The organism is Flavobacterium polysaccharolyticum (genome assembly GCF_038739875.1).
Taxonomy (GTDB): Bacteria; Bacteroidota; Bacteroidia; order Flavobacteriales; family Flavobacteriaceae; genus Flavobacterium; species Flavobacterium polysaccharolyticum.
Genome location: NZ_JBCGDP010000024.1, coordinates 40,723 through 60,329, shown reverse-complemented (window position 1 = coordinate 60,329; position 19,607 = coordinate 40,723). Strand labels below are relative to the sequence as shown.

Annotated in this window: 6 protein-coding genes; all 6 read left to right on the top strand. The window is 34.7% G+C overall.

Features of this window, described 5'->3' with window-relative positions:
• A partial coding sequence (locus WFZ86_RS18095; protein ID WP_342693239.1) for a condensation domain-containing protein occupies positions 1-2,684 on the top strand: 2,684 nt, incomplete at its 5' end.
• A 53-nt stretch (positions 2,685-2,737) separates the two neighbouring features.
• The gene (locus tag WFZ86_RS18090) at positions 2,738-4,003 is read left to right on the top strand and encodes a condensation domain-containing protein (RefSeq protein WP_342693238.1); all 1,266 of its coding nucleotides are present in this window, start codon (positions 2,738-2,740) and stop codon (positions 4,001-4,003) included.
• 63 nt (positions 4,004-4,066) lie between these two features.
• A complete protein-coding gene (locus tag WFZ86_RS18085; RefSeq protein ID WP_342693237.1) occupies positions 4,067-8,848 on the top strand; it encodes an amino acid adenylation domain-containing protein in 4,782 nt (1,593 codons plus the stop codon).
• Positions 8,849-8,928: 80 nt separating this feature from the next.
• Positions 8,929-9,918 (top strand): TauD/TfdA family dioxygenase, encoded by a 990-nt coding sequence (locus tag WFZ86_RS18080; RefSeq protein ID WP_342693236.1) that lies wholly within the window; start codon positions 8,929-8,931, stop codon positions 9,916-9,918.
• Positions 9,919-10,154: 236 nt separating this feature from the next.
• Entirely contained in the window at positions 10,155-16,442 is a 6,288-nt protein-coding gene (locus tag WFZ86_RS18075; protein WP_342693235.1) for an amino acid adenylation domain-containing protein, read from the top strand.
• A 20-nt stretch (positions 16,443-16,462) separates the two neighbouring features.
• Positions 16,463-19,525 (top strand): type I polyketide synthase, encoded by a 3,063-nt coding sequence (locus WFZ86_RS18070; protein ID WP_342693234.1) that lies wholly within the window; start codon positions 16,463-16,465, stop codon positions 19,523-19,525.
• Positions 19,526-19,607: the final 82 nt, after the last annotated feature.

The window sequence follows — 19,607 nt, the reverse complement described above, 5'->3', positions numbered from 1 at the left end:
GATTGGAAGCTAAGATTTCGATCAGTGCCAACAAAAGCTTCGGATTAATGTCTTCACTTTCTGCCGATTTAGGAAATACTGTATTGTACGGTTCTTTATTAAGCGGAGGATGTCTGCACTTATTCAACAAAGAAACTTTAATGGATGGTGTGAAATTACAAGCGTATTTTAAAGCGAATCCGATCGATTGTATCAAAATAGTACCGAGTCACTGGCAGGCTTTGCGTTTGGATAAGGAACTATTGTTACCAGTACGCACCCTGATATTCGGAGGTGATGTATTGCCAGTGTCACATGTAAAAGAGATTGCAGCGCAAGATCCAAATGTAACCATCGTGAACCACTACGGTCCTACGGAGAGTACGATTGGGAAATTAGTGCACAAAGTAGATCCTGCTTTTGATTATGTAACCATTCCGGTTGGGAAACTATTCTCGGATAGTGAAGCTTATATTGTGAGCAGTGATATGTCGTTATGTCCAATTGGAGTCTCGGGAGAATTACTATTAGGCGGCGCTGGTATCTCAAAAGGATATTTAAACCGTGAAGATTTAACTCAGGAAAAATTTATCGCCAATCCGTTTACAGCAGGTAAGAGTGCAGTTTTATACCGAACAGGAGACTTAGTTCGCAGAAATTCGTTAGGAGAGATAGAGTTTTTAGGACGTGTAGACGATCAGGTTAAAATCCGCGGATACCGTGTAGAATTAAAAGAAATCAGTCGTGTGATTCAGGGGTATTCGGGAATTGTACAAAGCGAGGTTTTATTTAGAGAAGATACTGCAGGGGTAAAACGCTTGGTGAGTTATCTGGTTGTCGAAGAAGGTTATTCAGAGTCTGATTTGAAATCCTATCTTTCAGGATTGGTTCCGGATTATATGGTTCCTCAGGTATTTGTAGTCTTAGACCAGATGCCGCTAACTTCAAACGGTAAGATCGACAGAAAAGCATTGCCGGATCCTACCGTTACAGAGGGGCGTGTATATGTTGCTGCTGAAACCGAAATAGAAAAAGGTCTGGCAGCCATCTGGCAGGATTTACTAAATGTAGAACAAGTTGGCGTTACCGACAATTTCTTCGAACTGGGAGGTGATTCTATTATTGTCATTCAGGTAGTCAGTAGAGCAAAGAAAAAAGGATATCAAATCCATGTACAAGACTTGTTTGATTACCAAACGGTAGCAGATTTGGCTGTCGCAGTAGAGCAAAACAGTAAAAGACTTAGTAAAGCAGAACAAGGACTTTTAGAAGGTGAAGTGCCTTTATCACCAATTCAACAGTGGTTTTTTGAGCGAGGAGACGAGGCACTTTCATATTTCAATCAGGCATTCCTTTTAAGCATAAGTAAGGGGATCACGAAAGAGAAATTAGAGCAGACTATCGACTTAATAGCCAAACGTCACGACTCACTTCGCTTTAAATACGCAAGGCAGCAGGACGAATGGGTACAGTTTTATGGAGAATTTACAAATGTGTTCCGAACCGAAAATATTGAAGCCGGAAAAAACACTGCGGAAGTAATTACCGCAATTTGTGAAAAATATCAGGAATCTCTAGACATTGAAAAAGGAGATCTCGTGCGATTTGTTCTTATTGAAACTCCAGAAGCTGAGACCAGCAATAGATTCTTTATGGTATCACATCATCTGGCAGTAGATGGCGTTTCTTGGAGGTTTATAATTGATGATCTGGAAATCCTACTAAAAGAAGAAATCGTAGACGAAACAATTTATTTAGCAAATAAAAACAACTCGTTCAGAGATTGGATAAATAGGCTGAAAAACTTTGCAGAGACTGAAGAAATAGAATCTCAGTTAGAGTATTGGCAGCAGGTGAATAGTGACTATACGCCGCTTCCAACAGATTTTTCGGCAAAGAAACCAACCAGAGATACGAAGAAAACTCATGAAGTAGTTTTGAATCAGGAGTATACAAACTGTTTGTTGAAAGAGGTCAATGTTGCATATAACACAGAAATCAATGATTTGATGTTAAGTGCTTTACAAATGACTTTTGAAAAGGTATTCCAGACACAGCGACTGGCACTTGGTTTTGAAGGGCACGGAAGAGAAAATATATTCACAGATATTGATCTTTCCGGCACTACGGGCTGGTTTACAAACAAATATCCTGTGATTTTATCCCGAAACGGAGCAAGAACAGAAGGTGATACCATTAAAACGATAAAAGAAACATTGCGTAAAATTCCGACCAAAGGATTGGGATATGGATGCTTACGTTACTTGCATTCCTCTAATGAAATTCGTAATTCCTTAAAAGATTGCCGATGGGATGTGGTGTTTAATTATTTAGGACAGATTGATAATGTATTGAATCAAAAAGGAAGTTTTGCACTAGCACCAGAATATTCAGGAGCTCACATAAGTCCTACTTCAATAATAGAAGAGAAGTTTATTATAAAAGCAATTATTGTCAACAATGAACTTAGAATTTCCTGGGACTATTCAAGTGAACGCTATCGTCCGGAAACAGTCAAAAATCTGGCAGATCAATTTATAGAGAATTTAACTCAGCTTATCGAACACTGTATCAATAAAGAGGACAGGGAAGTGACGCCTTCAGATTTTGGATTAAGTGACGCCATAGATTTTAAAGAGTTTGATGCTTTATTTGAATCAGAAGTTCAGGTTGATGCAGAGAATGAAAGTGTTCTGAGATTCTAAGTACTGTTTTTTAAGAACCTTACCTAACATTAATTACCTAAATCCAAAAACATATGAAATTACCTGTTTCCTATCACCAGCAAAGGATGTGGTTTATAGATCATTTTGAAAGAGATTACCTTTATGAAGGAGGACCTGTTTATCACAACATTCCTTTGAGCTTAACAATTGAAAAAGTGGTAACCACCGAAGAGATTTATCGGGCTTTTACAAAATTAATCAACCGCCATGATATCTTGAGAACCTCCATAATAAAAGAAGGTGACCAGATTTTTCAAACCATTAAAGCACCTCAGGAAATTATAATAGAAAGTTTGCTGACCGAGCAGTCTGATCTTAAACAGAATCAGGAAAAATTGCGTAAAGGATTTTTCAATTTTGAAAATGAATTACTAGTAAAAGCCTTTTTCGAACGTCTGGAAAATCACACCAGAATATTATTTGTATTCCACCACGCGATTGTTGACCGTTACAGTCTTGGAATTCTAAAGGAAGATTTTTTGAGTTTTATAAATCGCCCCGAAGATTCGTTAGGCTTTACCATGCAATACAAAGACTTTTCAGAATGGGAACAAGCTGTTGATCCTTATGAGACTGAAATTCTGGTAGCACATTGGAGAAAACGATTGACGAATATTCAGGTATTGTACCTTCCCACAGATATAGAAAGAGTGGCGGTACACATTTATAAAGCAGCAACAAGTGCTTTTTCTTTTAGTAAAGATCGTTTACAATCTTTTGCCGCAATCAATGGTACTACGTCACAAATAGTAACGCTGGCGGTTTATAAAATGGCCTTAGCTAAATTCTCAGGGCTCTCTGATATCGTGATTGGAACCCTTATGGACATGCGTAATCATCTCACGGCATCTACTGTAGGTGCTATCGAAAATCTCGTGGTACTGCAATCTGTTCTGGAAGAGAGCACAACATTATCTGATGCTTGTACGGTTGTGGCCAACACTTGGCAAACGGCAGATTATAATAAGGGAATCCCTTTTGATAAACTGGTTGTAGAGATTAACCCTAAGAAAGATATGAGCAGAACAGCACTTTTTGATGTTTTATATCTATACGATCAGTATGATGCTGTGATAGAAGATCAAGAGGAGCCTTTTGAATATAAAAATCAGGGATTAGGAAAGTATGATTTTAATCTTTTGGTACAGGAAAAAGAGACCACTTTTGATTTTATACTCACCTATAATGATCTCTATTTTGAACCAGAAACCATTGCGATATTTCTAGAAAGTATGAAAAATATTCTTGAAACAGCCACAGTACATAAAGAAGAGTTAAGAGGTATCGCTTTGTTTTAAGTGCAATTACATACTCAAAGAAAAGATTCATTACGCTACTATTAGAAAACATATTTTAAAATCATGGAAAAATTCATAAAACAATTAAAAAGTCTTGGATTCGAACTTAAAATTGATGGGCAGGATTTAATCTTATTAGGAAAAGAAGGAAAACTGACTCCTTCTGATATTAAAACTATTACAGAACGTCCTGATATCACCTCTTTTATCAAAGAAAATAAGGCAGATGTCATTACATATTTAAAGAAAGAAGATTTTAAACTAGACAGAAAAAATATTTCTTCGATGTATGGATTGAGCCCTGTACAAGAAGGTATCTTGTTTCATAGTACCTATTTATATAATACAGAGTCTAAAGAAAACACAACATACCACACTCAGTTTGATGTTAGCTTTTCCTCTAAATTAAATATAGAACTGTTCAAAAAAGCTTGGCAAAATGTGATTAATAACCACACTATTCTTAGAACTGGATTTATTTATGATAAAGTAAACATTCCAATTCAGTTTGTTAACAAAGAAGTGGAAGTTCCGTTGCGATTCATTGATTTAACAAACGATACTGATCAAGAAAAAGACGCAAAGTTCATAACACTTAAAAATCAGGACCGATTTGAGGACTTCTGCTTTACTAATCCGCCATTAATGCGTATCACTATTGCTAAATTTGGTGAGGAAGCTTTTAAAATGATCTGGACAAAACACCACGTACTTTGGGATGGATGGTCCGGACAGGTAATCATTCAGGAAGTAATACGAGCGTACACCAATCTAATGTACAATACACCAATTGACGTTCAAGAAGAAGACCGATATGAGGATTTTATAAACTATATTAAATCGATAGATGCTTTTGAAGAAAAAGCATTCTGGCAGTCTTACATGCAGGACTTCAGTGAACCATCTTTACTGCCATTTTGTAAAGCATCGCACGAACGTAATAAAGGAAAAGGAAAATACGAACGTATCAGCATTGATTTTGACAGATCCTTAACACAAAAAATCAATGATTTTTCAAAATCCAATCATGTTACACCCAATACACTGACGCAAGCAGTATGGGCTATTTTATTGTCTAAATATACAGGTCTTAAAGATATTGTGTATGGAGTAACGGTTTCTGGACGTCCTGCAGATTTAAATTATGACAGAAAAGTTGGGTTATACATCAATACGATTCCTTTGCGAGCGAAAATAGACAATAATCAGACTATTGCAGATTTTTTAGACATGCTTCAAAAAACTTCTGTAGAAGCAAGAAATTTTCAGCACACGTCTCTTAGTAAAATCCAGCAATGGAATGATATTAAAGGAGATTGTTTTGATTCTTTATTGTCGTTTACGAACTATCCGTCTAAAAGCGGGGACAGTTCCCGTAAACCTGTTTTGGAAATAGATAGTGTTAATGTAAAAGAAAACAATAACTATTTACTTTCTATTCAGCCTATGCTGAAAGATAAATTAACTATTGATTTTACTTTCAACAGTTCGATTATGGATAAAGCATTTGTTCAAATGATCACAGAGCATTTCAGAACAGCCATATGCAATATGGCAGAGGAGAAGTTTACTACTGTAGGCGATTTTGATATGTTGGGAGTAGAAGAAGTAATAGCGCTTACTAAAACATACAACGCTTCAGAAACCGGATATCCAGAAGATCGGAATATTATAAAAATCTTCGAAGAGAAAGTAGCTGCTAATCCAGAAGCCATTGCGCTGACATTTGACGGAGAAGGAATGACCTATAAGGTATTAAATGAAAAAGCCAACAAGCTAGCAGGATATTTAAAAGAACATGGAGTAGGTCAAGAAACCATGGTAGGAATGTGCATCAATCGTTCTTTTGAAATGATTGTCGGGATTTTAGGAATCCTAAAAGCAGGAGGAGCCTATGTACCAATTGACCCAGAATATCCTACTGAGCGTATTAATTTTATTCTTAATGATATCGATTCAAGAATTGTATTGGTAAGCACAAAGAGCACTGGAGTATTAAAACTAGAAGATCATATTCATTTGGTTAATTTAGATGAAGCTGATGCTCTCTTTTCAAACTACGAAGCAACTAACTTAGAGTTAGATTTATCATTGTCTAATCTAGCTTATGTAATCTATACCTCAGGAACTACTGGAGTTCCTAAAGGAGTAATGATAGAACATGGTAATGTGGTTAGACTTTTCTTTACTGATCAGCCTTTGTTCGATTTTGACGAAAAAGATGTATGGTGTGTTTTCCATTCGTATTCTTTTGACTTCTCGGTTTGGGAAATATTTGGAGCTTTGTTATATGGAGGTCGATTAGTAATTGTTCCTGAACTTGTTGCAAAAGATACCAAAGCTTTTGCACGGCTTTTAGAGGAACAAAAGGTAACCATACTGAATCAAACCCCTTCGGCATTTAATGCTTTACAAGAAGAAGTTACCGATAAAAAACAAGCATTGAGTGTACGCTATGTTATCTTTGGAGGTGAGGCGCTTACGCCTGGAGTTCTTAGACCTTGGGCAACTCAATATCCAAACTGTGTGCTTATTAATATGTACGGAATTACAGAGACAACAGTGCATGTAACGTTCAAAAAAATAGGAACTCGAGAAATCAGCCTTAATATAAGCGATATAGGAAGACCTATTCCAACTATGAGTTGCTATATTCTAGATGAAAATTTGGATCTGGTACCTATGGGAGTTGCTGGCGAGTTATTCGTTTCCGGAGCGGGAGTTGCCAGAGGATATTTAAATCGTCCTGAACTTTCAAAAGAACGTTTTATGAATAATCCGTTTAATCCTGAAGAACGTCTTTATAAAACTGGAGATATTGCGAAACGACTTTTTAGCGGAGATATTGAGTATTTAGGAAGAAACGATAAGCAAATTAAAATTAGAGGATTTAGAATAGAACTTGGAGAAGTAGAGGCTGTCTTAAATGTGTGTCCATACGCAAATCAGGCAGCTGTTATTGTGCACGAAGATCAATATTTTTCTAAAGAACTAGTAGCTTATGTGGTGATAAAAGAGGGATATACCTTAGATAATTTTAAAGAGTATCTTTCAGAAAGTTTACCAGCATACATGGTGCCTACAATATGCATCTCCTTGGATGAAATACCGCTCACTTCTAATGGAAAAGTGAACAAAAAAGCTTTGCCAAAAGTAGCCACACAAGGAACGGATGCCATTGGATATGTTGCTCCCCGCAATAAAAACGAAGAGCAGTTGGTAACCATTTGGAAAGAGATCTTAGACAGAGAACGTATAGGCGTTTTAGATAATTTTTTTGAGTTTGGCGGACACAGTCTTAAACTTACAAGGCTGATTACAAGATATCATAAAGAGTACGGAGTAAAATTAGAACTAAGAGATTTATTCATTAATAAAACCATTGAGGAGCATTGTGCCTTATTATTTGGAGCTTCTGTTGAAACTACAATAGAAAAAATAGAACCTGCGGCGCAACAAGCTAATTATCCACTTTCCAGCGGTCAGTATTGTATGTGGGTTTTGAGCCAGTCTGAAGAAAGCAATATCTCCTACAATATGCCAGCGCATCTAATTCTGGAAGGTTATAATATTCCTTTTCTAAAGAAAGCCATTGATGCCGTTATAGAACGTCATGAAACATTGCGTACCGTATTTAAAGAAGCTGAAAATGCAGAAGTAAGACAATGGATATGCTCCCCTTCAGAAATTAATTTTGCAATTCAAGAAATTGATTTTAGAGGAGAAAAATATATCGAGAAAGCAGTGGAGTCCTATATGAAGCAAGATGCCTTACAGCCATTTCGCCTTGATGAAGGACCTTTATTGAGAATTGCACTATTACAAATTTCAGATAGCGATCATATTTTCTATTACAATATGCATCACATTATTGGAGATGGTGTTTCAAAATATATTTTAAAGCGAGATGTTTTAGCTTTCTATAATGCTTACAAAAATGATAAAGCTGTGTCGCTTCCGTCTTTGGGTATTCAATACAAAGATTTTGCTGTCTGGCAAAAAGAGCAATTGGAAAATGATGCTTTTGAACATCACAAACAATATTGGCTACAAACCTTGTCTGGAGATAGAGCAATATTGGATTTACCAACTCAGAAAGCGAGGCCAAAAGTAAAGACGAATAATGGAGAGACCCTACGAACCTTAATTTCAGACACCGACACGAGTAAACTTGACGCGTATTGTAAAGCAAATAAAGGAACATTATTTACAGGAATATTAGCCCTTTGGAATATATTATTCTACAGATATACCAACCAAAAGGATATTCTCATAGGAACACCAATTGCTGGAAGAGATCACGTAGATCTCGAGAATCAAATCGGACTTTATTTCAACAATATTGTGATTCGTAATCAGTTGAATGCTGAAGAGAATTTCGATCAGATTTTTGATAAAGTAAGAGATGTTATGTTTGAAAACACCAAACACCAGATGTATCCGTTCGACAACTTGCTAGATGACTTAAAGATAAAGGGTGATACGAGTCGTAATCCTCTTTATGATGTAATGCTTTCTTACCACAATACAGTAGACAACAACAATAAATATCAGTTTACACAGGACGAAATTGATCAGATTGTGGTTGAGAACGAAAGAGGGGCAAAACTAGATATGCTTATTAATTTTAAAGAAATAGGAACCTATTTATACTTTGATATTAATTACAATACTGACCTCTATAGCCAAAATATGATTAAAGGTCTTATGAATAATTTTAAAAAATTGTTAGCGCTCTTACTAGATAACACCCAAGAAAAAATTGGTGATATCGATTTTCAGAAAGAGACTAGACAAAACCTTCGGAATCTTAATGTTAATAAATTCAAGTTGGTTAAAAAATAAAAACTGTCTATGTAATTTATATAAATGAAATAGCGCTAATAATAACAGTTCTGCAGCTATTTAAAAAAATAAAAAAAATTATGATAACTAGCATACAAAAATTAAAAGGTATTAAAGCTCAAAAAGTATCAGATTCGACAAATGTAGAATATGCTGTATGGCCTGGTAACGGAGGATTTCCCTTAGTAATTAAGCCATCCACAGTAGGACTACAGCTCAATGATTGGTTGGCTCAGAATAGATCTCTTTTTGAAGAAAAAGTAAATCAGTACGGAGCTATACTTTTCAGAGGCTTTCATATTAATACGGTTGAGAAATTTGAAGATTTCAGTAAATTATATGCAGATACACCTTTGGAATATAATTTAAGATCATCCCCGAGATATGCTGTTGGGAAAAATGTATACCATACTACAACTTATCCTAAAGAGTATCATATCGAAATGCACAGCGAGAGCTCCTATGCACCCTCTCATCCAAGTAATATTGTTTTTTGTTGTATAGATCCAGCAGATAAACAAGGAGAAACTCCAATCGCAGATAATAAAAAAGTATTGGAGTATTTAAGTGAAAAAACAAAAACTAAATTTTTTGAAAAAGGAGTTAAGTATGTTAGAAATCTCAACGAAGGATGCGGTTTATCATGGACTGAAGTTTTTCAAACAGAGGACAAAACAGAAGTAGAGGCTACTTGCAAAGAACAGAGGATTTCTTATGAATGGAAAAGCGATACCAATCTAGTACTGACATGGAATAAAAAAGCAATATGGGAACATCCAGCTACAGGAGATCAAGTATGGTTCAATCACGCTTATTTCTTTAATAAGCACGCACTCGAAGCTTCTTTCTTTGAATTGGTAACGGATGATCATCTTCCTAATAATACATTTTATGGGGATGGTAGTGAAATTTCTAAAGAAGAAATCGAAGAAATAAGAGTGGCTTATCAAAAAGCAACCGTTGTATTCCCCTGGGAAAAAGGAGATGTATTATTCCTTGATAATATGCTCATGTCACATGGGAGAAATCCTTATGAAGGTAGTAGACAAATCATCGCGTCCTTATTTTAACCTTTTGGAAACACATAGATAGATTTTACACTTTTATAAAAGGTGTTTAGTGGCTTTAAATACATATAGTTTTTGCAAGAAATGCACTTGTTTGCCTTGTTCTTAAAGCATAAAATTTATGTCTCGGTGTGTTTAATTATGAATTACAACCTACGAATTTATTGTAAAAACCAAAAACAGAATAGCATCCAAGATATGTTTGGATAGTCTAAATGCTAAATTAATAAGTTACTAACATGATGGAAAAAGAAATACTAAATAATATTGAAGGATATCAGCTATCTATAAATCAGATGAATTTATGGAGTGTAGCAAAAAGTAATGTACAGGCTTATTATAATCAGGTTGTTATTGATATTGGAAACGCAGTAACAATCGAAGAGTTGCAACGTGGTTTAACACGTGTAGTAAGCAAAAATGAAACACTACTATTTAAAATGAGTATGACTTCAAATGCAGTTTTCCCCGTTCAGATAGTATCTGAAATGACGGAAAGAATAGCAGAACGAACAGTACAAACACTAGATAAAAATACTATTGAGGCACAAGCACAGGAATGTCTTGGAGAGCAATATAATCCTTTAAAAAATGATGCACTGCGTATTTGTTTACTTAAAGATTCTGATGGCAATCAAGTATTGGTAGTACGGTTATTTTCATTTTGGGCAGATACTTACAGTGCTACTTTTTTATGCAACGAACTCTCAAAAGCTCTGCAAAATGAAATTTTGTATGAAAAAGAAGCAAGAGAATTTGTAGAATATCAGGATTTCGCAGTATGGCAGCAGCAATTGTTTAGCAATCCTGAAGAAGAGGGTATTAATTTTTGGAAAAATTATACTATAGATTTAACTCAGGATATTGTTCCGTTTAAAAATAAAACAACTGATTTTTTTGCACCACAAAGACAAGCCGTTTGCACGATTGAAAATAATGCTTATGAGGCTTTAAAAGCAAAATCTATTCAGGAGGATTGTTCAGTAGAACATATACTGTTGTCTAAATATGCAGTTTATTTATCCAGATTTGGAGAGGATTCGTTCACTCTTGGATATCTTCCTTTCAAAAGATTTTATAATGAATTAGAAAATACAGTTGGGTTAGTGTCAAAGACACTTCCTATTCAGCTAAAAGATTTAACTACATTATCGGAAAAAGAAGTAAATGCTCACCTGAAGAAATCAGTTGAAGAAACCAAAATGTGGTCTGATTATTTTTATGTGAACAGAATTCACGACAAAAAGGTAAGTGATGCAACAATCTTTAAGTATGTTTTCGAGTTTTTGGAGTTAAACCAAAATAACTCATCAAATCATCTAAAAATAAGAGATATATACAGTGTTACGGATGTTTTTGAACTTAAACTTAGTGTAGTTGATTATGATGATAAATTGGTAATAGAATTATATTATGATGCTTCTTGTTACACGATCGGAGCAATAAATTTAATTGCTGCACAGCTTAAAAACTTTTTTACAAACGAGAGTAATAATCTGGCAGGTCAGGCTATTATAGCGGCTGCAAATAATACAGTGAAACTCTATGAGTCTTTTAATTCTGTTACAACAATTTTTGAGCAACAAGTAATATCACAAGGCAATAATACAGCTCTATTTGATGAAAACATATCAGTTTCTTATCAGGAATTAGACCGAAAAGTAAACCAGTTTTCCCAATATTTGATTGAGAAATACGGTATTAAAAAAGGAGATGCTGTTGCGGTTTTATTAGACCGTTCGCCAGATTTTGTAATTAGTATTTTAGGAATTCTTAAAGCTGGAGCCTACTATATTCCTATGGATATAGCCTATCCAAAAAATCGTATACAGTTCATTCTTCAAGATGCCGCTTGTACTGTTTTAGTTACTACGCCACCTCTTTCAGCAGTAAACAATTTTTCTGATATTAGAATTCTTGACCCGTCAAAAAAAGAGATTTTTCAGGCAGAGGTAAATCCTTCAATTTTTAATGTAGTAGATCCACAAGATATTGCTTATTGTATCTATACTTCTGGTTCTACAGGAAATCCTAAAGGATGTCTGATAACGCATGCTAATCTTTTGAATTATATACAATGGTCTAATGAGTATTATTTTGAAGATTCTGAAACTGGAAACTGGGGATTAATTACTTCTATTTCTTTTGACCTTACGATTACTTCTCTTTTCACCAGTTTAACAAGAGGTAAGAAATTATGGATTGGATCTGATGCAAAAACAATCAACGAATTGCTGACGGAAAGTTTTACCAATCCTCAGATTGATACTTTAAAACTCACGCCATCACATCTTTCATTGTTAAGAGAATTGAATATCGAAAAAACAAATATAAAAATAGTCATCTGTGGTGGTGAACAGTTAACGCAAAATCAATTACAAAATGTGTGGAATATTGATCGAAATATCCGCATATTCAATGAGTATGGACCTACCGAGACCACTGTTGGTTGTATCGTAAAAGAAATGACTCCAGATCAGTCTCATGTAAGTATAGGGAAACCAATTGCTAACACCTTTATCACGATTGCAGATCCTTGTGGAAATATTTGCGATGTGGGAGTATATGGAGAAATTATAATTTCAGGGGCTGGAGTTGCACAAGGTTATTTAAACCGTCCTGAACTTAACAGTGAACGATTTATAAATACAAGAGAATTATCGTCTTATAAGACTGGAGATATCGCCAGATGGCTGGATAATGGAGACATAATCTACAAAGAAAGAAAAGACGATCAGGTTAAAATAAGAGGGTACAGAATAGAGCTGAGCGAAATTGAACAGCAACTTATGCAGCATGAAGCAATTGATCAGGCAGTTGTTTTGGCTGACGACAGAAATAATTGCGAAAAAGAGCTAGTTGCTTATATTGTATGTGCCCAAAATGAAGATACAAAATGGGTAAAAAGATATTTGGAGTACAAATTACCTGAATATATGATTCCTTCGGTAATTTTACTGGTAGATGCAATTCCATTAACTGTAAACGGGAAAGTTGATAAAAAACAATTACTGACTTTAAATACAGGAAAAATATCCCGTGCTGTATATGTTGAGCCAGCAAATGAAATCGAAGCTCAAATTGTAGAAATATGGAAAAAAATACTACAAGTAGATCAAATAGGAACCTTAGATGATTTCTATGAATTGGGAGGTCATAGCCTTAAAGCAATTCAGTTAATTAACCAATACCATAAAGCATTTGAAGTAAAATTAGGATTAAAACAAATATTTGCAAATTCGACCATAAAGTCACATGCAAACCTCATCAAAAATACCGAAGTAACTGTACATACTGCCATACAAAAAGTTCCAGATGCTGCTGATTATCCTGTCTCAGCTGGACAACGAAGATTATGGGTTTTAAGTCAGACGATAGGAAGTATGGCAGTATACAACATGCCTTTTCAGACAGTTTTAAAAGGATCGTATGATTTATCCTGTCTTTCACAAGCTATAGAAGCCACTCTAGATAGGCACGAAGCCTTACGAACAGTATTTAAAGTTAACGATGAGGGAGAAGTAAGACAAGTGGTAAAAACAACAAAAGAGTTAGGTTTTATTGTAAATTATATTGATTATAGAGCTGATTTGCATCAGGAAACAAATGTGTCATTGTATATAAAAGAGGATACTAATGTACCATTTGATTTAAAAAATGGACCACTGGTAAGAGCCAGTATTTTACAGCTTTCTGATCAGGATTATATATTTTATTACAACCTGCATCATATTATTTGCGATGGTTGGTCAATGGATGTACTTGAGAAAGATGTATTGGCTTTTTATGAGTATTATTCAGCAGGTAAAGAACCTGAGTTACCATTATTAAAAATTCAATACAGAGATTATTCAGTTTGGCAGCAGGAACAATTACAAAAGGAGCAAAATAATTTTCATAAAGCTTATTGGTTAAAAAGCCTGGCAGGAGAACTACCTACTTTGGATCTTCCTTATCAAAAAACAAGACCAGCCGTTAAAACTTATGTCGGAAATAGTCTAAGGACCTATATTTCGCCAGAAATTACAAATCAACTTAGAAAGTACGGGCAAAATCAAGGGGGTAGCTTATTTGTAGGGTTATTATCTGTATTGAATATTTTGTTTTATAAGTATACATCTGATAATGATTTGATTATAGGGACGCCTGTTGCTGGAAGAGATCACGTAGATTTAAACCATCAGATTGGTTTTTATATCAATACGCTTCCGTTGCGAAACATTGTAAATGCAGAAGATAGTTTTGATTCTTTTTACAACACTGTAAAAGAAAATACAATTTTGTCTTTTGAGCATCAGATGTATCCATTTGATCGTTTAGTAGACGATCTAGATATTCGAAACGATACTAGCAGAAGCGCCATCTTTGATGTCATGCTGATGTTGCAAAACATTAGAGATATTAACGAAAATGAGATTCTTGATAATACAGCTTTTTCTTTAATAGAAAATAAAGGATATAAAGTAGCTAAGTTTGATATGGATATTGCATTTCAGGAACAGGGAGATTATCTATCGTTTAACATTACTTATAATACTGATCTGTATTCAGAAGAGTCCGTATTTAAGTTTATCAATCATTACAAACAATTACTAGAAGTACTTTTGCAAAATCCGGAGGAGCAAATAAAAAATATAGAGTATATATCCGAAAGTGAAAGACATCAATTGATTTATGATTTTAATAATAATGTAGTTTCCTATCCTAAGGATAAAACCTTAATCGATTTGTTTACCAGTAAAGCTTTGAAATATTATAAAAATAAAGCTTTGTTTTTTAATGGCTTAAGTTATAGTTATAAGGAGCTGGATCGACTTTCGAATCAATTGGCAAATTGTTTAAAAGATGATTTTAAAGTTGTAAAAGGAGACTTTATAGGAGTAGAACTAGAAAGAAATGCCAATGTTATTATTTCGATTTTAGGAATAATGAAAGCTGGTGCAGTGTATATTCCAATTGATACTGCATATCCAGAATCTCGCAAATCTTACATTTATGAGGACACCAAAATCAGGTTACTCATTTCAGATCAATCTTCTGTAACTTACATAGATAATTACAATGGAACTGTATTTGATATTGTAAATGATTTTAAACCTTTTAACTATAGTGATGAAGTAAATGGTGTAAATCTTACTCCAGATGATTTAGCCTATATCATTTATACCTCGGGCTCAACCGGAAACCCTAAAGGAGTAATGATTGAGCATAAGGGAATTGTCAATACGATTTTGGCGCAAATAGCTCTTTTTGATATATCGGCAAATGATAACGGATTACAGTTTGCTTCCTTTTCATTTGACGCTTCGATATCTGAAATATTTACTGCTCTTTTATCAGGTGCTTGTTTGTGTGTTATCGATACTCTACACAGAAATGATCCTAAAATGTTAGAAAAATATATCGTTGAACAGAAAATCGATATAGCAACTATTCCGCCGTCTTATATGAGTTTGATGAGTATAAAAAACTTAGGAAAGCTTAAAACTTTAATTACAGCTGGCGAACCTCCTGTTTACAACAAGGTAAAAGAATACTTGGAATTAGGGAATTATTATAATGCATATGGTCCAACGGAAACCAGTATTTGTTCCGCGATGTATGGTTTGTTAAAAGGGGATCAATTGCCATTAGCAAATATACCAATTGGAAAACCAATTGCTAATACACAAACTTTTATTCTTGATAAAGAAAATAAAATTGTACCTGTTGGTATAGTAGGAGAAATATGTGTGGGCGGAACGGGATTGGCTAAAGGATATTTAAATAGGCCAGAACTTACAGCTGAAAAATTTATAGCACATCCTTTTATAGAAAATGAACGTTTATACAAAACTGGTGATCTGGGAAAATGGCTTCCTGATGGTAATATTGAATTCCTAGGACGAAAAGATGACCAAGTAAAAATTTCAGGATATAGAATAGAGTTAAGTGAAATCGAACAAGTTTTGACGAGCCATGATCATATTAATGAAGCTGTTGTTCAGGTAGATATCAATGAGTTTAATATCAAAAGTTTAATCGCTTATATCATTACAAAAGAGTCATTGTCACTGGAGCAGTTAAGAGTGTTTCTTAAAAACACTATACCTCATTACTGTATTCCTTCAACATTTATAGTGTTAGAACAGTTGCCCGTAACAATAAACGGAAAAATTGATAAAAAACAATTAGCAAATGTTCCAGGAATTAAGATCGTCAGTGAAAAACAATATATAGCCCCTCAGTCTCAAAAAGAAAAAGTAATCATAGAGATTATAGCTAGAGAGTTAAAAATAGAGCCAACTACAGTGAGTATACTTGATAACTTCTTTGATCTTGGTGCCAACTCTATAAAGATTGTTAAAATTATGAACGAAATTAATAAGCAATTAGAACTGGATGTTAGAGTAGTTTCGCTGTTTGAAAACCCTAATATAGAAGAGTTTGTTCAATATTTAGACACGATTGATTCTCAGGAAAAAAACAATCTGGAAGAGCCGGAAGATATATCAGAGGCTTTTGATGAATTTATAAGCTTAATGTAATACAATACAATTTAATTACTATGGACAATAAAATTAGAAAAAAGGATATTGCTATTGTTGGGGTTTCAGGTAAATATCCTAAATCAGATACTATTAATGAGTTTTGGGAAAATTTAAAAAACGGCGAAGAATTAGTTCATTTTTATACCGATGATGAATTAAGAGCTGTTGGAGTAAGCGAAAAAGATCTTACAAACCCTAGTTTAATAAAAGCACAAGCTCCTCTGAATGATCCTAATAGTTTTGATTATTCTTTTTTTGGATACACCAAACAAGAAGCTATGGCTATGGATCCTCAAATACGCATGATGCACGAACTGGTTTGGCTGGGATTGGAAGATGCAGGGTACAATCCGAGGACTTACAAAGATAAAATAGGTTTGTACTTATCTGCATCAGACAATATGAACTGGAGAGCCTATACCATGATTGCCACCAATGACAATGTTAATTCATTTTTCCTGAATCAGATCTCTAACAAAAATTTTATCAGTACACTGATTTCTTATAATCTAAACCTTAGAGGACCAAGTTATTATGTAGATACGGCCTGTTCAAGTTCTTTAGTAGCGGTACATCAGGCTTGTCGTTCTTTGCTTATGCGAGAATGTTCGATAGCAATAGCGGGAGGTATACGAATCTATTCAAAACCATACAGAGGACATTCTTATCAGGAAGGAATGACCAATTCTAAAGACGGTCATTGTAAAGCTTTTGATGAAGACTCATCGGGAATTGTGTCCGGAGAAGGCGCAGGAGTAGTCATTTTAAAAAGATTAGAAGATGCTATGGCTGATAACGATCAAATCTACGCTGTAATTCGTTCTTCAGTGGTAAATAATGATGGAAACAGAAAAGTAGGTTACACCGCTCCAAGTATAAACGGGCAATACGAGTGTATCAAACAAGCCCAACAAATCGCAGAAGTAACCCCGGAGTCTATAACCTATATCGAAGCGCATGGTACAGGAACAAAGTTAGGAGATCCTATTGAAGTAGAAGCACTAAATAAATCTTTTGGATATAATGCTAATCATCACTGTGCTTTAGGATCAGTTAAAACCAATATTGGACATCTTGACGCTGCGGCGGGAATTACAGGATTTTTGAAGGCCACACTGTCATTAAAAAATAAAATGATTCCGCCGTCCTTACATTTTAAAAATCCAAATCCCGAAATTAATTTTAAATCAGGGCCTTTTAAAGTACAAACCGAGTTAGCAGCATGGAATTCGGTTAACAATCAACCTTTAAGAGCAGGTGTTAGCAGTTTTGGTATAGGAGGAAATAATGCTCATGTCATTTTAGAAGAAGCTCCAGAAAGAGAAGAAACCATATCGGATAAGTCCTATAAATTATTGCGTTTTTCGGCACAGTCAGTGGGGTCTTTAAATGCCTATCAGGAAAAACTAATCTTGTTTCTGGAAAACAAGGAGAGCAATAGTTTTAGAGATATAGCCTATACCCTTCAAACGGGCAGAAGCCAATTTAAGTACAACCGATTTTTAGTAAGCAATTCTAAAGAAAGTGCCTTAGAAATTTTAAAAGACCCGTTAAGCACAGCACTTTATTCGGCAAAACTAGATCAAAAACGTAAAGTAGTTTTTATGTGTACTGGTTCAGGAGCACAGTATCTTAACATGGGAAAAGACCTTTATGAAAATGAGCCTTATTTTAGACAGCTTATGGATGAAGGTTTTTCAATCATAAACGAACTGACAGGGGTTGATGTTAAAAAGGTTTTATATAAAGAAGATACAGACATAGGAGGTTTCGATGTTAATAAAAATGAATTTACACAACCTATCGTATTTGTTTTTGAATATGCATTAGCCAAACAGTTAATCCGTTGGGGAATACAGCCTGACAAACTGATAGGACATAGTACGGGCGAATTTGTGGCCGCCTGTTTAAGTGGTGTTTTTTCTTTTGAAACAGGATTGAGACTGGTTGCAAAACGTGCTTTATTGATGAATAAATCTTCTAAAGGGAGCATGTTGAGTGTATCACTTTCGGAAGAAAAAATAAAAAAATATTTAAACCGTCAGATTGCTTTGGCAGTGGTTAATTCACCGGAGTCTTGTGTTTTATCAGGAACTGAAGATGCTATAGAGACACTTATAGAGATATTTGAAGCAGAAGAAATTTTATGTTCAAAATTAAAAATTTCCTTAGGAGGACATTCTTTTTTAATGGATCCAGTACTGGAAGAATTTAGAGAGGAACTGAAAAAGGTTGAATTCTCGACGCTTAAAATTCCTTTTGTATCCAACTTAACGGGAGCATTAATAACTCCCGAAGAAGCCATGTCTTCTCAATATTGGATCGATCATTTGCGAAGCACAGTACGATTTTCGGATGGTTTAACCACATTGTTAAAAGAACCAAATACCGTTTTTATCGAAATAGGTCCCGGAAATACATTAACAACCCTTTTCCATCAACAAAAACACGATCTGATTTCTAATAAAACGGCAATCAATCTGATTAGACATCCAAAACAGGAAATTCACGACCAAGAACATCTTCTGAAAAAAATAGGAGAATTATGGACCAATGGTATCGATATCGATTGGGAAGCATATTACGGAGAACAAAAGCCCTATAAGGTTTCAGTGCCAGGTTACTCATTTAATAAAACAAAACTTCCTGTAAAAGTTAACCCATTTGAGTTTTTTAATTTATCTGGAGCTGAAACTCCGGTTTTGACAACTCCATTTGCACTTGAACACTTTGATGATAGTGAAGCATTTCAGGAAGATCCAGATGAGAACGCAGTGTCTTTTGTAAACTATATTGCCCCGGTTACGGATACTGAGAAAAAACTTGTTGAAATGTGGAAAACATTTTTTAGTAGAGATGAAATGGGAATCTTAGATGATTTTTTTGCATTGGGAGGCAACTCTTTAAAAGGGGTTACCATGCTTAAACTCATTCAGAAAAATTTTGATATAGAAATCAAAATCAAAGATTTCTACCAAAAATCAACTATAAAAGAATTGGCTGCCGAAATAGATATGGGGTTGAAAATTGTTACTATTCCACAACAAGAAAACAGCTACAGATCAGTAATGACCATCTAGAAAGAATAGTCTTCTTTTTTATTTGCTTCAGGTTGCAACACAAACAACACTATTTATTATTTGTAGACGAACTGTCTTATAA

Excerpts from the sequence above, each read along its gene's own strand:
- WFZ86_RS18075 (WP_342693235.1), top strand. The coding sequence starts at position 10,155 with ATGATGGAAAAAGAAATACTAAATAATATTGAAGGATATCAGCTATCT.
- WFZ86_RS18070 (WP_342693234.1), top strand. The coding sequence starts at position 16,463 with ATGGACAATAAAATTAGAAAAAAGGATATTGCTATTGTTGGGGTTTCA.
- WFZ86_RS18090 (WP_342693238.1), top strand. The coding sequence starts at position 2,738 with ATGAAATTACCTGTTTCCTATCACCAGCAAAGGATGTGGTTTATAGAT.
- WFZ86_RS18080 (WP_342693236.1), top strand. The coding sequence starts at position 8,929 with ATGATAACTAGCATACAAAAATTAAAAGGTATTAAAGCTCAAAAAGTA.
- WFZ86_RS18085 (WP_342693237.1), top strand. The coding sequence starts at position 4,067 with ATGGAAAAATTCATAAAACAATTAAAAAGTCTTGGATTCGAACTTAAA.